Annotated in this window: 13 protein-coding genes and 1 pseudogene; 11 read left to right on the plus strand and 3 right to left on the minus strand. The window is 45.1% G+C overall.

The features are described from left to right. Window positions 1-202 precede the first annotated feature (202 nt). From D0C16_RS24095 to D0C16_RS20270, 5 genes are all read left to right on the plus strand, one after another. Window positions 203-3,751, plus strand: coding sequence for a TonB-dependent receptor (locus tag D0C16_RS24095; protein WP_191968568.1), 3,549 nt, complete (start codon window positions 203-205; stop codon window positions 3,749-3,751). A gap of 76 nt (window positions 3,752-3,827) precedes the next feature. After that, on the plus strand, window positions 3,828-5,348 hold the full coding sequence (locus tag D0C16_RS20255) for a tryptophan halogenase family protein (protein WP_151034017.1): 1,521 nt from the start codon (window positions 3,828-3,830) through the stop codon (window positions 5,346-5,348). Continuing rightward, window positions 5,348-6,700 (plus strand): tryptophan 7-halogenase, encoded by a 1,353-nt coding sequence (locus tag D0C16_RS20260; RefSeq protein ID WP_151034018.1) that lies wholly within the window; start codon window positions 5,348-5,350, stop codon window positions 6,698-6,700. Before D0C16_RS20255 ends, D0C16_RS20260 begins: the two co-directional genes overlap by 1 nt. 17 nt (window positions 6,701-6,717) lie before the next feature. Further along, complete coding sequence (locus D0C16_RS20265) at window positions 6,718-8,238, plus strand: tryptophan halogenase family protein (protein WP_151034019.1); 1,521 nt, start codon at window positions 6,718-6,720, stop codon at window positions 8,236-8,238. A 38-nt stretch (window positions 8,239-8,276) separates the two neighbouring features. Next, a complete protein-coding gene (locus D0C16_RS20270; protein ID WP_151034020.1) occupies window positions 8,277-8,963 on the plus strand; it encodes a DUF6445 family protein in 687 nt (228 codons plus the stop codon). A gap of 95 nt (window positions 8,964-9,058) precedes the next feature. Here D0C16_RS20270 and D0C16_RS20275 read toward each other — a convergent pair whose 3' ends face one another. Next, window positions 9,059-9,700, minus strand: a complete 642-nt coding sequence (locus D0C16_RS20275) for a putative glycoside hydrolase (protein ID WP_225318778.1) — start codon at window positions 9,698-9,700, stop codon at window positions 9,059-9,061. Between the two features lie 472 nt (window positions 9,701-10,172). On the opposite strand from D0C16_RS20275, the gene D0C16_RS20285 reads away from it, so the two are divergent. Both D0C16_RS20285 and D0C16_RS20290 read left to right on the plus strand, forming a co-directional pair. Further along, window positions 10,173-10,529, plus strand: a complete 357-nt coding sequence (locus tag D0C16_RS20285) for a BPSL0067 family protein (protein ID WP_191968569.1) — start codon at window positions 10,173-10,175, stop codon at window positions 10,527-10,529. Between the two features lie 6 nt (window positions 10,530-10,535). Next, a complete protein-coding gene (locus D0C16_RS20290; RefSeq protein ID WP_151034022.1) occupies window positions 10,536-11,006 on the plus strand; it encodes an STY0301 family protein in 471 nt (156 codons plus the stop codon). An 85-nt stretch (window positions 11,007-11,091) separates the two neighbouring features. Here D0C16_RS20290 and D0C16_RS20295 read toward each other — a convergent pair whose 3' ends face one another. Both D0C16_RS20295 and D0C16_RS20300 read right to left on the minus strand, forming a co-directional pair. Continuing rightward, window positions 11,092-11,289, minus strand: a complete 198-nt coding sequence (locus D0C16_RS20295; RefSeq protein WP_191968570.1) for a type II toxin-antitoxin system RelE/ParE family toxin — start codon at window positions 11,287-11,289, stop codon at window positions 11,092-11,094. A 95-nt stretch (window positions 11,290-11,384) separates the two neighbouring features. Next, window positions 11,385-11,570: a hypothetical protein gene (locus D0C16_RS20300; protein ID WP_151034024.1), complete on the minus strand. Its 186-nt coding sequence runs from the start codon at window positions 11,568-11,570 to the stop codon at window positions 11,385-11,387. 76 nt (window positions 11,571-11,646) lie between these two features. On the opposite strand from D0C16_RS20300, the gene D0C16_RS24525 reads away from it, so the two are divergent. From D0C16_RS24525 to D0C16_RS20310, 4 genes and pseudogenes are all read left to right on the plus strand, one after another. Beyond that, on the plus strand, window positions 11,647-12,096 hold the full coding sequence (locus tag D0C16_RS24525) for a hypothetical protein (protein ID WP_225318779.1): 450 nt from the start codon (window positions 11,647-11,649) through the stop codon (window positions 12,094-12,096). A gap of 69 nt (window positions 12,097-12,165) precedes the next feature. After that, a pseudogene (locus tag D0C16_RS24530) lies at window positions 12,166-12,279 on the plus strand (RHS repeat-associated core domain-containing protein); the annotation flags it as partial. A 111-nt stretch (window positions 12,280-12,390) separates the two neighbouring features. Then, a complete protein-coding gene (locus tag D0C16_RS24535) occupies window positions 12,391-13,113 on the plus strand; it encodes a hypothetical protein (RefSeq protein ID WP_225318780.1) in 723 nt (240 codons plus the stop codon). A 2-nt stretch (window positions 13,114-13,115) separates the two neighbouring features. Next, window positions 13,116-13,535, plus strand: coding sequence for a hypothetical protein (locus D0C16_RS20310; protein ID WP_151034025.1), 420 nt, complete (start codon window positions 13,116-13,118; stop codon window positions 13,533-13,535). The last annotated feature ends 180 nt before the right edge of the window (window positions 13,536-13,715 follow it).

The raw sequence follows: 13,715 nt of genomic DNA on the forward strand, positions 1-13,715 counted from the left end.
TGTTCGTTTTTGACTTATAGTCATATTGACAAAAAACAAGTTTGGCGCGTAGGATACGAAAGCCTTGCCAAAAACAATTACTAGTGTGCAAGGTTTGCGTGATCCTGTTAATCCTTGATCTATACTCGATGAGACTTTGGGTCTAATTGACACAAAGGCGTTAAAAATTTCCTAATCATAAATTTAACAAAGGGGTTGGCTTATGGTTTTCCATAAAAACGATAAAACCGCACTACAGCAGGGTGTAAAGTTCAAAAGATCGATGTTGGCGATGTGCATAATGGCGATGAGTGTGCCGGTTCTTGCGCAAACTGCTGAGCAAGATGAGAAAAAAGACGCAAGCGTTGAGGAAGTAGTTGTTACCGGCATGCGTTCAGACTTGCAGAACGCGCAGGAAATCAAACGTAACTCCGACACCTTCGTTGACGCTATTTCTGCTGACGACATTGGTTCGCTTCCCGATCGTAGCGTACTTGAAGCAATGTCTCGTGTTCCTGGTGTATCTATCGAGCGCTTCGCGGCAGCGAATGACCCCGACCATAAAGGTGTAGAGGGTTCGGGTGCGGTGATTCGTGGTATGTCACAAACTCGTTCAGAATTTAACGGCCGTGACTCTTTTACAGCTAACTCCGGTCGCGGTCTGAGTTTCCAAGACGTTCCACCAGAGTTGATGGCAGGAGTTGATGTTTACAAGAATCAGACTGCTGACATGATCGAAGGGGGTATTTCAGGTACTGTAAGTCTGCGTACTCGCAAGCCTTTTGACCAGGACGGTCGCGTATTCTCCTTTTCTGCGGATGGCACTTATGCCGACATGACAGAAGAGTTGACTCCTACTGTTTCGTTTTTGTTCAGTGATCGTTGGGATACTTCCGCAGGCGAATTTGGTTTCCTGATTAACGCTTCTGATTCCAACCTTGAGGCTAGCTCTCATGGTGCTCAGGTTGACCGTTATGAATTCCGTCGTCTTACCGGCAATGGCATTTTCCCTGGATTTGGTTATGTGACTAACCCATATACCTATGACGGTTCTCTGGTAACTGGTGGTCCTAACAGTGGTACTCCTCCACTGAATCCTGACACTGATATTGGAACCCAAGGTGTATTGATCCCCAACGGTATGAACATGTTCATGAAGACTGATACCCGTGATCGTACCGGTATCGCTTTAGCTACCCAGTGGGAAAGCAGTGATGAAACTCTGTTGGCCAGCTTCCAGTTTATGCGTTCAGATGCAACTCTGGCGTGGACTGAGAATGCAATTAAGAGCCAAATGGATTTCAACACCGGCACCACTTACGGTGCTCCAGGTGAGCAGTATGAGTTTGATGAGAATGGTGTATTCCTGAGTGGCTCATTGGCGCACATGCAAGACGGCTGGCGTGGTAATGGCCAGCAAGTGCCGCATAACGCCAGTTGGAGCAGCCCGGCTGTACCAGTATTTGGTCACAGATTCCAAACAGACAACCGTTACAAAGAGCAAAGTACCCTTATTGATGACTTTGGCTTTAACTTGAAGTGGACACCTAGCGATAAGTTAGAAGTGTCACTTGATTTGCAACACATTAAAGCAGAAACAGAAGATGACGACGTCACCTTAATGTTTATGACTTGGGCGATCATGGATGTGGATCTAAGAGGAAAGCCTGCCGTAACCGTGTTAAACCCTTGGTCATATGCACCAACAAGCAACCCTACCTATGACAAGGGTGATGAGTATTTCAGTTCTGAAAGCTCCTATCTGTACAACGCGGCAATGGATCACTTTGAGCGCAGCGAAGGTAATTCTGATGCTATCCGTATCGATGCTGATTATGCGCTGGATGGTTTCTTTACCAAAATTAAAGCGGGTGTCCGCACCGCTGAGCGTGAGCAAACAGTGCGCAACTCTGCGTATAACTGGGATCGTTTGGGTCCGTTGTGGGATAACAATGGTAGTTGGCTTGATACAACAGAGCTCGATGCCTCATTTACCGGCGATGCTTACCAAACGATTGATTGGAGCGACTTCTACCGTGGCGGTATTGTAGATATTCAAGGTGCTGGTAATAAAGTTATTCATCCGAGTGATGAGTTGACTCAGCAGTACAGAAACTGGGGTAAATACTTCGCGGGTATGTATGACGCAAATAACTCTGATAACTGTAACTCCGAGTGGCGCCCAGCAGATGAGCGTACCGAATGGAATGGTACCGCGTGTGTCAAGAGAGATGATCTGAATGGTTTCTTCCTGGATGGTGAAATCAATACCACCACTGAAACCAATACCGCTGCTTACGTGCGTTTCGATTTCGAAACCGAGCTGGCCGGTTTGCCTACCACAGGTAACATTGGTGTTCGCTATGTGCGTGTAACTAACGAGACCGAGGGATTTACTACCTATCCTCTGATTACCAAAAGCAATGATTTACCTCCAAATTGGGACCCTAAAAACGTCAATCCCGCAGCTTATAATTTGTATGATGTGGATGGGAAGTACGAATACTTAGGCAACGCCAACAATTTCTTGACTAGTGAAGTTTATGAATTTGCAAACGGGATTTACACGCCAAATGAGGCTAAACGCACCGTTGATGATGTGTTGCCAAGCTTCAACATGAAAGTCAACCTGACGGACGATCAAATCCTTCGCGTGGGCATATCCAAAGCGCTTGCTTATCCGGATATTGGCGATCTGAGAAACTACGTAAATATTGGTACTGCCGATGGTTCAACCTTCACCTATGAGCAGCCGTTCTGGGGGCCAAGTAATCCTCACCCAGAAACGCCGGTAATAAATGGTGTTCGCCATGCTTCAGGGCTTCCTGCAACCGTGAAAAACGGTGATGTTTGTATGAGTGGTACAGCGGAAGTTGACTGTGGCATTTATGATGATCCTAAAATACCTGATGGCCCGTTGTTAAAAGACGTGAAATTACCTGTAACTGGCGAGGTCGTTAAAATGCCGGTGTACCTCGCAAGAGATGGCGAGGAAATGAACGAGCAGAGCATTGTAGATGGGGACAAAGTGACCTTCATGGGCTGGCAGGGTAACTCTGGCAACCCAATGTTGATGCCAATGGAGTCAATTCAGTACGATGCGTCTTGGGAGTGGTACTTCGCTCAAGGTGGTTCTATGACTGTGTCCTTGTTCTACAAAGACCTGAAGAACTTCTTCATTAATGGCGCCTACGCGCGTGATTTCACCAACCCGGAGACTGGTGTTACCCAAACGGTTGCTATTGCTGGTCCGCAAAACGGCGGCGATGGTTCAATGAAAGGCTTCGAGCTGGCATATCAGCAGTTCTACGATATGTTGCCTTCGCCGTTTGATGGTTTAGGTGTTCAGGCAAACTACTCCTATATCAAAGCGGAAGGTGTGCCTAACTCCAACTTGAGTAGTGACGCAGGTAACTTTGCGTTTACCGGTGATTTGGGCTTGCAAGGTCAGTCCGATCACACTGCGAACTTCGCATTGATGTATGAAAAGTATGATTGGTCTTTGCGTCTGGCTTATAACTGGCGTTCAGAGTATTTGCTCACCTCGCGTGACGTAATTACTGGGCTGCCAGTGTACAACGATGATCAGGGTTATATGGATGCGTCAGCTTTCTATAACATCACTGACAATATCAAAGTTGGTCTCCAGGCTGTTAACTTGCTGAATACAGAAACCCGTACTTATTCGAAGATCGATTCGGATATGATGGTTCCTCGTACTTGGTTCGTAGACGATACCCGTTATACTTTCGTTGTAAGAGCAAACTTCTAATTGCTGTTTAATTAGATGTTGAAGAAGCGCGCTCAGGCGCGCTTTTTTTTTGGTTGATTATTGGGGTGGCAGAAAGATGATTAAAAAATACGTCATTCTTGGTGGTGGAACTGCAGGGTGGATGACAGCTGCCGCCTTTGCTCGTTTTGTCAGTTCGGAGAATGCGCAAATTGTTTTAATCGAATCTGATGCAATCGGAACGGTTGGCGTTGGCGAAGCAACCATTCCGCATATCCGAGCGTTTAACGATATGCTTGGGATCAAAGAATCACATTTTATGCAGTCCGTTAATGCCACCTACAAATTGGGGATCCGATTTACCGGCTGGGGGAATGAGACGAGTGACTACTATCATCCCTTTGGGGATCATGGGTTTCCGATTAAAGGAGTCGGGTTTCATCATTACTGGCTGGGTGCTAAAAACGCTGGGGCAGGCATAGCGCCATTTGACTCATTTTCCGTGGGGAATGTATTGGCCAGAGAAAAAAAATTCAGTTACCCGTCTGCTAACCCGGATGATGTGTTGTCCACTTTTTCTTATGCCTACCATATTGATGCTACCGCTTACGCCAAGCTGCTAAGAACATACGCGGAAGATCGTGTGACTCGAATCGAAGGGCAGGTTGTTACTGTTAATAAAAATACGGAAACTGGTTTTATAGAGTCACTGACGTTAGCTTCCGGTCAATGTGTCGAGGGAGATTTGTTTATTGATTGTAGCGGCTTTCGCTCCAGACTATTAGGGCAAGAGCTGGGTGTTGAGTTTCAGAGTTGGAAAAAATGGTTGCCCTGTGATTCTGCACTCGCGGTACCCACAGAAGGCAATGTAGTCATGCAACCTTATACCCACTCCACGGCGAAAACCGCAGGGTGGTGCTGGAAAATTCCGTTAACGCACCGGATAGGAAATGGTCATGTGTTTTCATCTGAATTTACCAATTCAGAACAGGCATTGCGAGAACTTGAAGCTAATTTGTCCGGGGACATGATCCGGGATCCTGCGTTAATAAAATTTGAAGCTGGCGTTCGCGAAAAAACCTGGAAAAACAACTGTATCGCAATTGGTTTGGCTTGTGGCTTTTTAGAGCCACTTGAGTCGACAAGCATTTATTTGGTTGAAGTAGCAATATTAAAATTATTGGAGCTGCTTCCAAGAGACTGTAAAAATTGTGCGCTAGAAGAAGATGAATTTAATCGGCAGATGGAAAACGAATATTTAAAAGTCAGGGATTTTATTATTCTTCACTACGCATTGAATGATCGACCAGAAGAGTTTTGGCGGCATTGTGCAAATATGACGCTGCCGAATAGTCTTCAGGAAAAAATTGATATTTTTAAAACAACCGCTCATGTTGTGGAGTACGACACAGGCTTGTTTATGCCGCCTAGTTGGTTGGCTGTATATTTGGGGCAAGGGCTTTTTCCTGGTAATTTGGATTCGAGGCTCACTGAAAGTAATATTCACGAAGCAATTGGCTTAATTAGGGGAATGCCAGCTCATCTGAATCAAATAGTTAGTCAGCTCGGCGAATCAGCAACTAGTGTCGCTGCGCATCCGCCTGCGTCTCGTATGAGTTTGTATGGGATTAGACGATAATGAATTTTGAAAAAATTGCCATTGTAGGTAATGGGCTTTCGGCGTGGATGATAACTGCACTTATGGCGAAGCAGTTACGCCATACTAAGACCAAAATAACTTTGCATGTAGGTGTAGAAGCTGAGATAACTACCGAGCTACAGTCACCCCTGCCACTATTTGAATCTTTTTTGAGGGCGATTGAAGTTTCGCCGGATTTGTTAACTGAGAAGGCGAATTTTCATCCCAAGCTGGGAACAGCTTTTCTGTTTAATGATAAACCTCCTTTTTTTCACGTGTGGGGGCAGTATGGTGCTCCGATTGGACCTATTGAATTTCATCAAGTGCTAATGAGGTTTGGCTTGATGGGTGAAACCGCGGACTTAAACAAGTTGTCTCTAGGGGCTGCGTCGATTTTAGCGGGAAAATTTCAAAAACCCACGCCAAACTCTCAGTCAATTAATTCAACCTATGAATCCTCGTGGTCGTTCGAGACTGCAGTATTCGTGAATGTTTTAAAATCAATCTCAAGCGCGATGGGAGTTGAAGTTAATGGAGATAGAGTTTCCAAGGTTGAAGTAGGTGATGCGTGTGTTGTTTGGGATGAATCAGATCGTCCGCATGAATATAGTTACCTCATTAATACTATTCCAGATCTAATTGGCGGGAGCCATGCATATGAGAGTTGGTTTCCCGGTTTACCATTTACATTGCGGGCGCAATCAAAAACCAAAAATACACTTTCGCCGCTCGTTAATAAGGTAAAAGTAATTGATAGCGCCACTTGGTTATGTGAGATAACTCATCGAAATCTCGCGGTGTTGAATGTTTATCAGTTTGAAAAGCAAGACATGGGCAGTAATTATGTTCATAAAAGCCCCAGATCGCCCAAGTGTTTGAATTTTGGGCCGGCAATGGCCAATCTCTGCTCCCCGCTATTTTCGGCAATAGATCTGAACTCGATAGCCTCAACGCTTTTGCTGAGATATTTTCCTGCACCGACTGACGGTACGGCAGTGGTGGGTGAATTTAATGCGGTGCTAAGGTCAGCATTTGAAAATCTGCGAGATCTTACCCAGCTTTGTGTGAATCAACTATTTTTGCGGGAATGCCACGAGGAGGCGAAGATTCCGCTCTCCCCTCAGGCTGAGTACAAGTCCAATTTGTTTAAGGCACGCGGTAGGTATCCGTTTTTAGAAAGCGAATTTTTCAAGACGGAGTGGCAAGTGTGGCTGTTGTTAGGGCTAGGGTTTGAATATGGCGGCGTTGAGCCTATGGTGTCATCAATTAAAGATGATGCTATTCGCGAGCATATAAGCAAGGTCGAAAATTCCGTGATGAGAAGTTTGTCTGCCATGCCTAAGTTAAATTAGCTTAAAAAGAGATGATTATGAATAAAAATGATGCTTTAGATAATATTAAAAAAATGGTCATCGTCGGTGGTGGCACTGCTGGTTGGATGGCGGCGGCAGCATTTTCAAAATTTTTTAAAAATCAATTTTGTGAAGTTGTATTAATTGAGTCGGATGATATCGGCACTATAGGTGTGGGCGAGGCAACTATTCCTCAAATTCAGGTGTTCAATAAATCATTGAATATCGATGAAGATGATTTTATTCGAAGAACACAAGGGTCATTCAAGTTAGGGATTGAATTTGTTAATTGGGGTGGGATCGGTGAGAGTTATATTCACGCTTTCGGGGGCGTGGGTAATGATATGGACTCAATTCCCTTCTATCACTATTGGTTGAAACTGAATAAGCAGGGTGGGTCTGCTGATATTGGAGAATACTGTTTTAATTCTTTGGCATCCCGAAAAAACAAGTTTATGAGGTCAATTGATGCGGGTAATTCCCCGTTGTCTAACATCGCTTATGCATATCACTTTGATGCGGGCCTTTACGCAAGGTACTTGCGCGAATATTCAGAAAAGCTCGGTGTAAAGCGCATTGAAGGAAAAATTTCCAATGTAAATCTTGATAGCGATACTGGATATATAAAATCGCTCAGTCTGGAGAGTGGACAGGAAATTGACGGGGAGTTTTTTGTTGATTGTTCGGGGCTCCATGCGTTGTTAATCGGCAAAGCGCTCGGCGTTGAATATGAAGATTGGTCCCATTGGTTGCCATGTGATACTGCGTGGGCTGTGCCGAGTGAAAAGCTGGACCCATTGCCATCCTACACTCGTGCAACGGCGCATACTGCTGGTTGGCAGTGGCGTATTCCTTTGCAACATAGAACCGGGAACGGACACGTTTTTTCTCGTCGTTTTACGGATGTCGATACGGCTAAAAAAACGCTTCTGGAAAATATTCAAGGTGAAATCCTGGCTGAACCCAGATTAATTAAGTTTCTTACCGGAAGGCGCAAACAGTTTTGGCATAAAAACTGTGTGGCAGTCGGTCTTTCATCAGGCTTTATGGAGCCGCTGGAGTCTACCAGTATTCATTTGGTGCAAAGTGCCATAGCTAGAATAATGTCGGTATTTCCACGCAAGCACATAAGTCAGGTAGAAATCGACATTTATAATGAGCAAGTTGGTTTTGAGTATGAACGTATTCGTGATTTTTTGATTTTGCACTACAAGGTCACTAACAGAAATGATTCCGAATTTTGGAATTACTGCAGGCAAATGCCGGTGCCTGATAGCCTGGTACAAAAAATTGAAGTGTTTAAACAAAACGCACATGTGCATCGCTTTAATTCGGAATTGTTTAATGAAATTAGCTGGGTAGAGGTGATGTTGGGGCAAGGCTTATATCCGAAGGGCTATCATCCGTTGGTGGATGTAGTACCGCAGGAAGAGTTTGCCAGACGTCTGGCTCATATAAAACGCGTACTTGAGACTGCAGTGGATTATTTGCCAGCGCATGAGTCCTTTATTTCGCAGCATTGTAAGGCTCCAATTTAATTGATCCTTAATTTAAAAAACTATTTCCGTGAGTGCTAATGAATTTGCATCCGAATTTCAGCTACCAGGTGGATTATGTTGGTAATGAGCAATCGCCAGTGCTTATTGTTGACCATTTCTTAAGTGAGCCAGATAGCCTTATTGATTACTGTGTTGAGAATAGCCAGTTCAATAGTCTCGATAAGTTTTATCCCGGCGTAAGGTCGCCTGCGCCCAATCTCTATGTGCAAATTCTTTATCACCACTTGCATAAAATAATCTATGACATATTTAGCCTGAAAGAGGGTATGGTAAAGACCGTGAAGTCTGACTTCTCAATGGTTGTCAGCGATCCGTTTCAGTTAAGTATTAATCAGCGTGTGCCACACTTTGATTCCGTTAACGAACATGACTTGGCGGCGGTACATTATTTGTGTGGTTCGGCGTTTGGCGGAACCTCACTGTACCGCCATCGAGCGACCGGGTATGAATCAGTGACCGACGCTCGACTGCCCCGCTATTCGGCGATATTGAAGGAGGAGTTATCGGTAGGTGAGTATCCTAAAGCCTATATGAATGGCGACAATGATTTTTTTGAGCGGGTGAAATCATACGAAGCCGAATACAACCGAATTATTGTTTATCCTTGCAAATGTTTGCACTCGGGTAATATTTCTTCTGATTTTGCGTTTGAAAAAAATCCTCGCAAAGGTCGACTTACCCTAAATACATTTATCGGTGTTTGAGTGCTGGCCCAAGTGGGGTGCGGAATAAGCGCCCCCATTAGCTTTTGATTTCGAAAATACAAAAGGCCGCAACGCGGCCTTTTACCACAGCCAAATTATTCCTTTTTATCCTCTGTGCATCCGTTATCACCTGCCGGTAATTTCTCCAAGCGAATGTTGGTAATGCTTACGGTAAATTTCCCATCAGTAGATATACTAAACGGACCATTGATTTTACTCAGGTCAAAATTGTCGCCCTTAAAGCAGTTGAGTGGCAGAGGTAAAGAAAACCATTCGCCCTTTGGCATTAACTTGATCATGCGGTTGATGCTCAAGTCGGCCCGACAAGGGTAGCCACAATCCAAGCCGATATTGACGTTTTTGTCCGGTTTTACGTCTACGCGCATATCAATAGTAAGCGATGCTGAATTCTTGTATTTGGACAGGTCAATTGGGTTGCCATAAAGTGCAAAGTTCCCTTGTACGCTCTTGCGCGGCGACCATTTAATTTGAATGGCATCGCCTTTGCCTTTGAAATCAATCGGCATGACCTCAACTTTGCCTCCGGCTGATTTACCTTCACGCCCTTGCAGGGCGGTACTCCAATTAGACGGGTCGCCGAGCGAAATGTTGCGGCTGATCAATTCCCCTTTAACCATATAAAAGTGGTTGGGGTTTAAGTTTTGTGCATGAACCGTTGAGGCCAGTAACACTCCAAGGCTGGCGAAGGAAATAAGGGATTTTACGGATGTGCCCATAGGGATATTCTCGTTTGACATTATTATTGGGTGGGGAATTGGCCAATTAATATGATTTTTTGGCGCGTGGATAATATTCACCCTGGCATGACAAAAGTCAATTCGGGGGTGAAAGTTTCCCGCTAGTCGGGCGGTTGTTATTGTTGGTCAATAGGGAAATTGTTGTTACGCATCGTGTAGAGCGCCAGCTCGTCCACCATCGTCTATGGCCCGAATCAGGATCGTACCCAACACCGCGCCGCCTTCTTTGTGCAAGCGCCGTATAACACCCAGAGCTACAACCGTTATTCCTACGTGTTCAACAACCGGCTGAGTCTTACGGATCCGAGTGCGTATACCGCTTCTTGTGGTTATGAAGATAAGTGTGAGGGGACTACAACCACTTGCGATAGCGCGTGTATCGAGAAGCAGCGGAAGAAACAGGAAGCGTTTACTAATTCTAATAATGCATGGTACGCAAGCCAGAGTCGCTATGAAAACTGGGCTTACTAAATTTACAAATAGTGAGGGTTACCATGAGTGTGTATTTTTCCCTCAGCAAGGTAGTAGTTCTGGACATACTTCAAACGGGAACGCTGGCGGTGTTCCAACAAAAAACACCCCCGAAGGTACATGGATTGCTACATTTGTAAATGGAAAATTTAAAGGGCACGTTGGTTCATTTGTCAGCATGGATTCCAAGGGGAATATAAGTATGGTTGACCAACATAACAAGTCCGGACCAAAAAGGAATGGTGCTGTTCACGAGTATACATACACAAATAAACCGGATTCGCCTAACAATTATATAAGCAATGACGCAAGTAACTATCGTATCGTTTTGTGGTGATTTTTAATGAAAAATTTAACTTTTCTAACGTTTATGTTTGTATCGTCTTATGCTTGTGCAAATGGTATGGAGTATGAGTGCCCGCATGATATTGTTGTTGTTCAAGAGCATCAGGGCGCGGCTGCCTCTCAATTTGAGGTAAGTAATACCAATGGGCGGCATGAGTTAATAAGCGGGTATGTAGGCTACTATACAAGTGACACAAAAAAAGGAGATAAATCTTCTCTAATTTATAGAGTCGCTGGCATCTCGGCGGATGAGGTTAATGAAAGTCATTCTTTAAGTGCACAGCGATACCTAATCGATAAAGAGTTTTTTGGTGAAAGAAAAGCGAGATTCTTTTGTATATATGAAGACACATCAGTCACGTTAAGTGTTCTGATACCATTAAACGTAAAAGAATGTGTTATGTCTGTTAAGGAAAAAGATCCTGCTTTAAGTCAGGCGGGTTTTGTGAAATTCGAGTGTGTAAAATAGGCTCAGGTGGTTTGCAGATTTTATCGCCACCAAAACAAAAAGCCCGATCAGAAAAATCTGATCGGGATTTCCTGTCGAAACTTATCTATTGCTCATGGAAAATTTCGTCGGGTTGTAAATTGCGGCGTTTGTGAATAACGGCCAGTACCTCAAGGCCATCAGGTTTTACTTCATACAAAATACGATAAGAATAAAGGGATACTTCGCGTACAGACTCGTCCTTTAATTCCGCGACGACTTTTCCTGTGAGAGGAAACTCGTCCGTTTGTAGTGATTTACTCACTAATGCTTGTGTTACGCGCTTGGCGTAGATGGCAGAATCTTGTGCTATTTAATCGTGAATGTGGCGAAGTTGAACCCTCGCGTGGTCAGTCCACTTCACCATGTTTGAATATCGCGTAGTAATTGGTCTGCGTCGGTGGTTTTGCCCTGTTCGGCATCTTGTTGGCCACGACGAATATTTTCCAGTACATAAAGACGATACATTATCTCTTCAATATCGGCATTGTCTGGAAGGTTCTGTAGGGTTTCTAGCACGTCTTGTTTGAGTGTGTGTGCGAGCATGTCAATTCCTCGTGCGGCGGTAATTTCGATACGCTAGCACTTATTTCTGGTTGGTGACAGGTGCGCCTGTCCCTCAGTGGCAACCTCACCACCAAACAAGGCCTCACAGGTACTTTGGGTTACGGCACTAGCGGCGGCAACGTCGCTGGCCAGCGACAGCAATGGGCGTGTGACTAACTATGTGGGTGGCATTTATGAAGAAGTCACGCAGAACGGGGAAACACAAAAGATCCACTACGTGGGTGATATGGCCTTGTTTATCAGCAAGGGCAATAACACCAGCGCAACCTACGGTTACGAATACCTGCACCACGATCATATCGGCAGTATTGTGGCGCGCTCTAAAGGCACGGTGAATTCCGCGCTGGATGTCGATTGGCAAGCCAATGGCGCCTGGGGCGAACGCCGTTACCAGCAATGGAACGGCCCGCTGGATAATTTATTAATCCCCAGCTCCACCGCGCGCGGCTTCACCGACCACGAGCATCTGGCTTCAGTGGGCTTAATCCACATGACAAAAATGTAGGAACATTTTTGAACGCCGAAGGCGGCCCGCAGGGCGAGTCTCAGGGATGAGGCGAGTAGAGGAAGAGTCTACGACCCCGAGCTAGGCCGCTTCCTCAGCGCCGACCCCTTTGTACAAGCGCCCTACAATACCCAGAGCTACAACCGTTACGCCTATGTGTTCAACAACCCGCTGAGTTTTACGGATCCGAGTGGGTATACAGCTTCTTGTGGTTATTCTGAGTGTGATGATGATGTTGAGGAAACTGCGCCGACAATCGGTACCCCCTCAAGCTGCCCTCCAGGCGCTACTTGCATGACTGGTGATGCTGGTTATCAATGGGCCCAAAGTTGGTATGCAGCTGACTCGTCCAATCAGCAGTGGGCTTATTTGAATGGTGTGGGCTATAACATCGAGAATTTCTGGGGCAAAGTTGCGTTTGATTTGGCGGCGGGAGGAGATGGTAAGACGAATGAAACAACCAGCAATGTAAGTAGTTTTAGTTACGAAAATTGGTTTTCTCAACAGCACTTCATGACTATTAATTCATGGGATGGAGCGGTTTGGGCAACCGAAAAAAGTACAGAAAAGCTTAGAATGGTTGCTGGCTCGATAGCGCTTTCACCTTTAGCTGTCGAAGCTCTCGGATCATTAGGTGTAGCTGTAGCTTCATGGGGTAATCGGTTATTTAAGGTTAAAGATTTTGGCGCAGTATGGTTCCATTCAAAAAGCGGGGGACAGGTAGGCTCCTTAACCACCTCACTTAGGGGGCGCACGATTACATTTGAAAACTTTTCGGTGGTTACTTCTCGGGGGGCTTGGGGGAAAGTTGGCGGAGGAGCACAAGAGCTTGTAGGCCCAATGAGAAGCTTGGTTGGTTATGCTGAGTCAATGGGAGCCAGAAACATCATTATTAAGGGGCGCTTCGAGTCTGCCGAAGGGGCAATGCTCGGTGGAGGACAGGTTGGTGGTTCTTTCTCTTATTCGTTCTCTGCTACAACCTCGGGTTTACGTAACTTTTTAAGTGGGCTTAGGTAATAATGGAAAAGAACGAAATTCAGGCTTTATTCGATAAAATTCTCGGCAGTGGTTACGGAGAAATAGTTTCTGACGAAAAGCTTTATACGAGTATCCTTGGGGCTTCAGTTTTTCGGCTAGAAAAGCATGGTTTGCAACAAGTAACGCTGTGCGAGGCTGGAATGCATGTCGAGTCTCAAGAAAGCGATATTGATGTTTTGTATTCGAATATTGACGAAATAACGAATAGATTAAGTGCTGCTGCAATATCTTATTCGAGTAAAAAAGATAGTCAGCAATTCTTACTTCCGCTTATCGTAAGCTTCAAGGGTGGCAGTATCACACTACAGTTGCCAATAATCGTATATGCGGCGGTTGTTAGGTGTTTGGTTCTTGCGGCCCCGTCTGCTAAAAAAACAATCAATAGCTGGCAGCCTTCATGAAGATCATGAAGCTCGTAGGTTGTGGTGAACTTGCGAGCCGCAACATTCGTAATCGAAAACAACACTCCTGTTTGCGATTACGAAAAACCAATTACTGGTTTGCATGATTTATTTCGGTAGTTGCGGATATATGGACATGTTGGGGTTCATTCGCACCATCCATGGTGCTCACCCTGCGGA

Origin of the sequence: Cellvibrio sp. KY-GH-1, from assembly GCF_008806975.1 — a bacterium.
Classification (GTDB): Bacteria; Pseudomonadota; Gammaproteobacteria; order Pseudomonadales; family Cellvibrionaceae; genus Cellvibrio.

Coding starts and splice junctions, on each gene's coding strand:
- D0C16_RS20265 (WP_151034019.1), top strand. CDS start 6,718: ATGAATAAAAATGATGCTTTAGATAATATTAAAAAAATGGTCATCGTC.
- D0C16_RS20270 (WP_151034020.1), top strand. CDS start 8,277: ATGAATTTGCATCCGAATTTCAGCTACCAGGTGGATTATGTTGGTAAT.
- D0C16_RS20255 (WP_151034017.1), top strand. CDS start 3,828: ATGATTAAAAAATACGTCATTCTTGGTGGTGGAACTGCAGGGTGGATG.
- D0C16_RS20310 (WP_151034025.1), top strand. CDS start 13,116: ATGGAAAAGAACGAAATTCAGGCTTTATTCGATAAAATTCTCGGCAGT.
- D0C16_RS20275 (WP_225318778.1), bottom strand. CDS start 9,700: ATGGGCACATCCGTAAAATCCCTTATTTCCTTCGCCAGCCTTGGAGTG.
- D0C16_RS20290 (WP_151034022.1), top strand. CDS start 10,536: ATGAAAAATTTAACTTTTCTAACGTTTATGTTTGTATCGTCTTATGCT.
- D0C16_RS24095 (WP_191968568.1), top strand. CDS start 203: ATGGTTTTCCATAAAAACGATAAAACCGCACTACAGCAGGGTGTAAAG.
- D0C16_RS20285 (WP_191968569.1), top strand. CDS start 10,173: ATGAAAACTGGGCTTACTAAATTTACAAATAGTGAGGGTTACCATGAG.
- D0C16_RS20260 (WP_151034018.1), top strand. CDS start 5,348: ATGAATTTTGAAAAAATTGCCATTGTAGGTAATGGGCTTTCGGCGTGG.
- D0C16_RS20300 (WP_151034024.1), bottom strand. CDS start 11,570: ATGCTCGCACACACACTCAAACAAGACGTGCTAGAAACCCTACAGAAC.
- D0C16_RS24535 (WP_225318780.1), top strand. CDS start 12,391: ATGACTGGTGATGCTGGTTATCAATGGGCCCAAAGTTGGTATGCAGCT.